Annotated in this window: 4 protein-coding genes and 1 pseudogene; 4 read left to right on the forward strand and 1 reads right to left on the reverse strand. The window is 71.3% G+C overall.

The annotated features are described in order from the left end of the window. The 3 genes from BZY54_RS47715 to BZY54_RS47725 all read left to right on the forward strand — a co-directional run. Positions 1-1,334, forward strand: a 1,334-nt coding sequence (locus BZY54_RS47715; RefSeq protein ID WP_208640994.1) for a sensor histidine kinase, incomplete at its 5' end; no start/stop codon positions are given. A gap of 163 nt (positions 1,335-1,497) precedes the next feature. Continuing rightward, entirely contained in the window at positions 1,498-2,646 is a 1,149-nt protein-coding gene (gene solA, locus BZY54_RS47720; protein WP_086731509.1) for an N-methyl-L-tryptophan oxidase, read from the forward strand. 351 nt (positions 2,647-2,997) lie between these two features. Next, positions 2,998-3,465: a nuclear transport factor 2 family protein gene (locus tag BZY54_RS47725; protein WP_086731510.1), complete on the forward strand. Its 468-nt coding sequence runs from the start codon at positions 2,998-3,000 to the stop codon at positions 3,463-3,465. A gap of 117 nt (positions 3,466-3,582) precedes the next feature. Here BZY54_RS47725 and BZY54_RS47730 read toward each other — a convergent pair whose 3' ends face one another. After that, positions 3,583-5,253 carry an alpha/beta hydrolase gene (locus BZY54_RS47730; protein WP_086731511.1) on the reverse strand — a complete coding sequence of 557 codons (1,671 nt, stop codon included), beginning with the start codon at positions 5,251-5,253 and terminating at the stop codon, positions 3,583-3,585. 336 nt (positions 5,254-5,589) lie between these two features. Between BZY54_RS47730 and BZY54_RS47735 the strand changes: the two are divergent. Next, positions 5,590-6,054: pseudogene (locus BZY54_RS47735) on the forward strand (transposase); the annotation flags it as partial.

Genomic DNA, 6,054 nt, shown 5'->3' on the forward strand with positions numbered 1-6,054 from the left:
CCGCGGCCGCGGTCATCACTGCCGGACTGGCCGGAGCGGCCGTGCTGCTCGTCGTCTGGCTGCACGCCAGCCTGATCAGTGGGCTCGACCAGACCGCCCTGCAACGAGCCCAGGTCGTGGCGGCGGACGAGGACACCAGCCGGATCGCGGCGGAAGTGCCCGTCACCGACCACGGGGAGGCCGTCGTACAGGTGGTCGACGGGAAGGGGAACGTGCTTGCCAACTCGGTCAACCTGCGTGGCCGGCCGCGCGTCTTCGCCTTCCCGGCGAGCCGCGCCGACAGGCCGCACGCCCACACCGTCGACGACATTCCCATCGGGGCGGCGGGCGGGACATGGCGTGCCGTCGGCATCCCCGCGGGCCCCCACCGTGACCCGGTGACCGTCTACGTGGCCGTACCCACCGAGGGAGTCGACCACGGTCTGGGCCAGCTCACCGTCGGCCTGGCCACCGGAGTGCCGGCGGTCGTCGCCCTCCTCACCGGAGTCGCGTGGCTGCTCACCGGGCGCGCGCTGCGCCCCGTCGACGGCCTGCGCGCGCAGACCGCCGAGATCACCGCCTCCGACCTGAACCGCCGCCTCGACGTGCCGGCAGCCGACGACGCGCTCGGCCGGCTGGCCACGACCCTCAACGACCTGCTGGCCCGTCTGGACACATCGACCCGGCGCCAGCGGCTGTTCGTCGCGGACGCGGCCCACGAACTGCGCAACCCGCTGAGCATCCTGCACACGCGCCTTTCCGTCGCGGCCCGGCACCCCGGCCTGGCCGACGGACAGGCCCTCGCCACCGGACTCCTCCCGCAGACCGATCGGCTCACCCGGCTCGTCGACGACCTGCTCCAGCTCGCACGGCTCGACGCCCGGCCGCGGCTGCGGACCCGCCCCGTCGACCTGGACGAGATCGTCTTCACCGAGGTGCGCGAAGCCCGGCGGCGTACCCGGCTCGCCGTCGACCAGCACGCCGTCGGCGCGGCCCGTGTGACGGGCGACGAGGACGCCCTCGCCCGTGTCGTACGCAACCTGCTGGACAACGCGCTGCGCCATGCCAGCTCCCGGGTCGACGTCGGCCTACGCACACTCGGCGACACCGCGGAACTGATCGTCGCCGACGACGGGCCCGGCATCCCCGAGGCCGACCGTGAGCGCGTCTTCGGGCGCTTCACCCGGCTCGACGACGCCCGGGCCCGGGACACCGGGGGCAGCGGTCTCGGCCTCGCCATCGTCCGTGACACCGTCACGGCTCACCACGGCAGCACCCGCATCGAGGACAACCGGCCCGGCGCCCGGCTCGTCGTCCGGCTGCCGGCGATGGGGCAGGACTGTGAAGAACGGTGATACCTCCGCCAGGGCCCAGCGGCAGTACTCCCGCATCGCGGTCCGCATCGGTCCGAAGCCCCCCGAGTCGATCACCCTCAGCCGCCGATCGCCCGCCTGACCTGGATGTGTAGGGTGAGGACCAGGCAGGGAAGCGGGCGTCGGGGCAGGGGTAGCGGCAGGCATGGACGTGATCGTGGTCGGCCTCGGGGCGATGGGCAGCGCCGCGGTCCACCAACTCGCACGGCGCGGCGTCGACGTGCTGGGCATCGACCGCCACAGCCCGCCGCACACCTTCGGCTCCAGCCACGGCGAGACACGGATCACCCGCCGACTGACCCTGGAGGGCACCGAGTACGCGCCGCTGGCGGTCCGCTCCCACGAGTGGTGGCGACGCATCGAGGCGGAGACCGGTGCCTCGGTGTTCACCGCGTGCGGCGTACTGAACCTGGCCGACCATGCCGCCGACCCGGAGGCGTTCGCCGTCCGGGAGAGGGCGGCGGCCGCCCACGGCATCGACTACGAGCTGCTGGACGCCACCGCGCTGCGGGACCGGTTCCCGCAGTTCCGCGTGGAGGACACCCGCATGGGCCTGCTGGAGCCCAGCGGCGGCTTCGTCCGCCCCGAGGCCGCGATCAGCGCCCAACTGGAGCTGGCAGAGCGGTACGGCGCGCGGCTGCACCGCGGGGAACGGGTCCTCGCGGTCGACGCCGCCGCGTCGGCCGTCACCGTTCGCACCGACGTGGCCACGTACACGGCCGACCAGGTCGTGCTGTGCGCGGGGGGCTGGCTCGCGGGCCTGCTCGACGACCCCGGCCTCGCCCGGCTCTTCGGCGTATACCGCCAGGTCCTGCACTGGTTCGAGGCCGAGGGTTCCGCGCAGGACTTCACCCCAGGGCGTTTCCCCGCCTTCATCTGGGAGGGGGTGAGCCGGGCGGACGAGTACTTCTACGGCTTCCCCTCCGTCGACGGCGCGACGGTCAAGGTGGCCACCGGACAGCTCGACCACCGCACCCCAGATCCGGACATGCTCGATCGCACCGTCGCCCCGGAGGAGGCGGCCGGCTTCCACCAGGCCATGATCAGCGGTCGGCTGCCGCAGGTGTCCGCTCGCGCCACGCGCTCGCAGGTGTGCATGTACACCGTCACGCCGGACGAGGCGTTCGTCATCGACCGTCTGCCCGGCCGTGAGCGCGTCGTGGTCGCCTCCCCCTGCTCCGGCCACGGCTTCAAGCACTCCGCGGCGATCGGCGAGGCGCTCGCCGAGCTGGTCACGGACGGCGCCACCACCCTCGACCTCACACCCTTCGCGCTTGGCCGCTTCACCCGGTAGGCATCAAGGCGGCGGGTGAGCAGGGCCCGAAGGCCGATGCAGTCGCGGACCGGGCAGCGGATCGGGCCGGGCCGCGGTCGAACTGACGATCTCAGGCGCGCTGTTGCGATCGCTCGGGTGATCGGTATGGAATGATCGGCGGAACGAACCGAGTCGGCATGGCGGCGTCCGGCGGCCGGACCGGGCTCACGTCCGCCATCGCCGCTACGGCCGACGCAGAAGACGGTCCTCTCGCGAGTGGTTGCGATCGGGGGCCGGTGCACCGCGCGCCCCTGACCGACGGCCTGCCTGCCCGGCGTACAGCCGGAGGAGGGCAGGCGATCCTGAAACCGTGACGCCCTGGGAGAATGCATGGCCTCGAAGCCCCCTGTTCCCCCGTTCACCCGGGAGAGCGCGATCGAGAAGGTCCGCCTCGCCGAGGACGCATGGAACACCCGGGACCCTGAGCGTGTGTCCCTCGCCTACACGGTCGACAGCCGCTGGCGCAACCGCGCGGAGTTCATCAACGGACGCGAGGAGATCGTCGCCTTCCTCACCAGGAAGTGGACCAGGGAGCTGGACTACCGGCTCATCAAGGAGCTTTGGGCGTTCGACGGGAACCGCATCGCCGTACGCTTCGCCTACGAGTGCCACGACGACTCGGGCAACTGGTTCCGCTCCTACGGAAACGAGAACTGGGAGTTCGACGACGAGGGCCTGATGCGCGTCCGCCTGGCATGTATCAACGACCTCCCCATCAAGGAAGAGGAACGCAAGTACCACTGGCCCCTCGGCCGTCGTCCCGACGACCACCCGGGGCTCAGCGACCTGGGTTTCTAGTACCCCGGGATCGAAAACCCTCCGAGCCGGCCCGGGTGGGTTCTTGCGCGAGGGGAAGCATGGCACCGAGGCATGCCCGGAGAGGAATCGGGCAGCGCCCGTGCCCCGGAAGGCGTATCACGAGCACGTCGTGCCGTGCCCAGGGGCCGTGCCGTCGAGGAGGTACGTGTTGACGGCCCTGGTCGCGCAGCGGGTGCAGGGGTAGGACCCGTGCCCCTCGGCCCGCACTGTCAGCAGGACGCCGACGTCCTCGCCCAGCTCATCCACCATGTGCTTGGCGCCCGCGTACGGCGTCGTCGGGTCGCCGGTGTTGGCGACGACCAGGATCGGGGGAGCTCCGTCCGCGCTGACCTCGGGGGTGGCGCGCTCGCCTTTGAACGGCCAGTCGTAGCAGAGGTAGACGCTCGAGGACCAGGCCTCGCCGAAGACGGGGGATGCCGCCTCGATCCGCTTGATCATCTCCTCTGCCTCGGTGAATCCGGGGCGCAGGTTGGAGTCGGCGCAGGTGATCGCGACAAAGGCGGACACGGCGTTGTCGCCCGAGGTCTGGCTGCGGGCACCGAGGCCGAGCCGGGGCCGGACCCGGGCTCCTGGGGCGTGGTCGTACGCCTTCTGCAGCAACTTGCTGCCCGTGCCCCGCTCCATGACTTCGCTGAGCGCCTTCACCAGGGGACCCCAGCCTTCCTTGCCAACGTCCAGGTAGTTGCCTATGGCGTGAGCGGCGAGATCTCCGTCGAGTTTTTCGGTGCCGTCGGTGGGGGCGGGCTTTTTCCTGAGCTTGTCCAGCAGCTCGACGACGCGCTGGTCGGCCTGCTCCGGGTCGCTGCCGGTGGGGCAGTCGTCATAGGTGTCCGCGCAGTGCCGCGCGAAGCGGTCGAAGGCGAGTTGGACGGCTTTGACCTGGCTGAGGTCGCCCTGGAGCCGATCCTGCGTCGGGTCCACGGGGGCTTCGAGCACGAGTCTGCCCACGTTCTTCGGGAAGAGATGGGCGTAGGCGCCGCCCAGTTCGGTGCCGTAGGAGACGCCGAAGTAGTTCAGCTTCTCGTCACCGAGGAGATAGCGCATCAGATCCAGGTCGCGTGCCGTCTGTGAGGTGCCGACGTACGGCAGGAGCCCACCGGAGTGCTTCTCGCAGGCGTCGCTTCCCTCGAACTCCTTCTCCCCGCAGCTGACCGGGGCGGTCCTGCCGACACCTCGCGGATCGAAGCTGACCAGGTCGTAGCGCTCGCCCAGCGAGGCGTAGTCGCCTGCGTACCGGGGGAGCCCCTCGACGCCGGACTGGCCGGGGCCTCCGAAGTTGAAGAGGAGCGACCCGATCCGTTTCTGCTCCGGTCCGGTAGCCCTTTTCCGGATCATGGCGACGTCGATCGTGCCGCGGCCGGGCCGCCGGTAGTCCAACGGCGCCTTCATCGTGGCGCACTCCCATCCGTCGCCCGGGGCGGCACCGTCATCCTGGGCCGCGTACGGGGCCGGGCAGGCCGACCAGTCGAGCCGCTGACCGGCGGTGAAGGCCGCGGGCACCCCCGGTGGCGGGTTCGTCGCCTTCGCCTCGGCGCGGCGGGTCGCCCCGCCGCCCCCCGCCGACGCCGAGGGACCCGAGCCCGAGCCCCCGATGACATCGCACCCGGCGCCCGCGGGCACCACGACGGCGACCGCGAGCAGGCCCGCGGCAGCGCGGCGACCCAGAGCGGCGGACACCGCAGCACGTCGCGAGCGACCGCCGAACCTGTCCGCCCACTTACCGAAAGCCCAAGCCAAGCGTCCCGAGATCCATATTCGCGTGCGCATCCGCGAGTCCCCCTGCCCCCTGCCGCCAGAACGCCGTGCCGCTCGAACTCCGATGGCCCGAACCTACTGATCGTCAATGGTCGACGGCAACTGATCAACCTTCCCTGTCACCGGACAGGGACCACCGCTAGCCGCGCGGATAGCCGAGCGATGGGAGGGCTGGCCCCTGTCAGCGGGGCTGTGAACTGCTGCCGCGGGTCGGCGTAGGAGTGTGTTCTGGCGTGGACGAGTGAGTGTCCGGGTGGGGGTGGGGGTGAGGGCGTAGGGAACGAGAGTTCTTGTATCGAATGCGTGACCTCTTCGGGTGGTGGTCGTTGGGCTTGGTGGTGGGGTTGGGTGTTTCGGAGGGGGCAGCTGCTGAACACCCGCCACCACCTTCCAGCGGCCCACCTCACCGAAGCCGAGTGGCGGGCCCGTTGGCAGGCCGGGCGCCGGTTCCTCGCAGCGGACGGCGAATCCGGTAAGCGGTACGGCAACGAGACCATCCGCGTCACCCCGGGCGGCGAGGTCTCGATCAAACTCCCCGCCCCGCTGGCGTATCTGGCCAACGCCCCGCACGGAAGGTACGTACTTGCCGCGCGGGTGGCGTTCGCGCACCGGGGCGAGCAGTGGCGCGACCGCATCACCACCAACCGGGCCGTCGCCTACCGCATCCACCACGACGTACTGCGCGACCGCTGGTACCTCACCGCCTCCTGGACCATCACCCCGGTCGCCACCGTCCCCCTGGCCGCCGCCCGCGCGAGAGGGATGGTCGGGGTCGACACCAACGCCGACCACCTCGCCGCCTGGCGCCTCGAT

The organism is Streptomyces carpinensis (assembly GCF_002154505.1).
GTDB classification, from domain to species: domain Bacteria; phylum Actinomycetota; class Actinomycetes; order Streptomycetales; family Streptomycetaceae; genus Streptomyces; species Streptomyces carpinensis.

Bases quoted from the DNA above. Each gene is read 5' to 3' on its own strand.
- solA (WP_086731509.1), top strand. From the start codon at position 1,498: ATGGACGTGATCGTGGTCGGCCTCGGGGCGATGGGCAGCGCCGCGGTC.
- BZY54_RS47725 (WP_086731510.1), top strand. From the start codon at position 2,998: ATGGCCTCGAAGCCCCCTGTTCCCCCGTTCACCCGGGAGAGCGCGATC.
- BZY54_RS47730 (WP_086731511.1), bottom strand. From the start codon at position 5,253: ATGCGCACGCGAATATGGATCTCGGGACGCTTGGCTTGGGCTTTCGGT.